General features: G+C 64.1%; 2 protein-coding genes. Both read left to right on the top strand.

All coding sequences use genetic code 11. The features are described from left to right. Nucleotides 1–134 precede the first annotated feature (134 nt). A complete protein-coding gene (gene tagF, locus A2I95_RS39385; RefSeq protein ID WP_291737796.1) occupies nt 135–815 on the top strand; it encodes a type VI secretion system-associated protein TagF in 681 nt (226 codons plus the stop codon). Then, nucleotides 815–1,262 (top strand): protein phosphatase 2C domain-containing protein (locus A2I95_RS39380; protein WP_291737795.1); only part of this gene is annotated, 448 nt, incomplete at its 3' end. The genes tagF and A2I95_RS39380, both read left to right, overlap by 1 nt.

Genomic DNA, 1,262 nt, shown 5'->3' with positions numbered 1-1,262 from the left:
GCGTCGCGCTTCTTGGGCAAAAGGGTGATCCGCGTCGGCGGACGTCTGGCGCTGTTCGAACTGCAATCGGGTTCAGTCATCAATCCCTTTGCCCTGCCGGCAATGGCAAAATTCAGCTGCCCGAAGTCGATGTAATGGCAGGCTTCGGTGCATTCGGTAAGATGCCTTCAGTCGGGGATTTTTTCCGGCTGAATACGCCGGGCGGATTTGTGCGGGTTTGGGATGCCTGGCTGCAGCAGGTTATGCTGGACGGGCGGGAGGCTTATGGGTCCGGTTTTGATGCCCACTACATGACCGCGCCGATCTGGCGGTTCTGCTTGCCTGCCGGGCTGGCTGGTGCGCAAAGGGCGATCGGGGTGCTGATGCCCTCGGTCGACCGGGTGGGCCGGCGGTTCCCGCTGACGCTGATGGTGGCGCTTCCCGGGCCGGGCGATGCGGCCTTGCCCCGCTTTTGCGAGGGGGGGCTGTTCGAGCGGCTGGAGAATGTTGCGCTGGATGCATTGGAGGACACGATGACCAAGGACGATCTGGCAGAAGAGCTTGCAAGCATTCCAGCGCCGGACATACGGTCGGCGGGTCCGCTGCCGGCTGTAGGCCCTGGCTTTGTTTTGGCTGGTGCCCAGGGGCCGGAAGTGCTGCCTGGCGCCCTGGCGGGTGCCGCGCTGGAAGGGAGGCTGACCGGCTGCAGCCTGTGGACGGCGATGCTGGATGGTGCGCCGCGGAGGCTGGCCTGTCCGGGTCTTCCGCAAGGCGGTACTGCATTGGGAATGTTTGACCTTGGGGCGCCGCTTTGGACGGTTGCGGAGGGGCTGTGATGAACCAGCTGCGCAAATACCGCTACACCGCGCAGACCCATGTCGGGCTGAAGCGCAAGGTTAACGAAGACGCAGTTCTGGCGTTGCCGGAACATGACATCTGGCTGGTGGCAGACGGAATGGGCGGCCATGACGCCGGGGATTATGCCAGCCGGCTGATCGCCGATGCGGCGGCCATGATCCCGCTGGGGCTTGATCCGGCGGCGCGGATGCAAGCGCTGCGGGAGGCGATCCAGAACGCCCATACGGCAATCCGGGCTGAGGCCGATGCCCGCGGCGGCGGCACAATCGGATCGACGGTTGCTGCACTGGTGATGGCCAATCAGCATTTTGCCGGGCTATGGGCCGGCGACAGCCGGATCTACCGGCTGCGGGACGGGCATATCGAAATGCTGACCGAGGATCACTCGGCTGTGGCAGAATTTGTGCTGGCTGGAAAAATGACAT

The organism is Leisingera sp. F5 (assembly GCF_001593695.1).
Note: the sequence above shows the minus strand (reverse complement) of the source record. Positions and strands in the feature narration are given on the sequence as shown.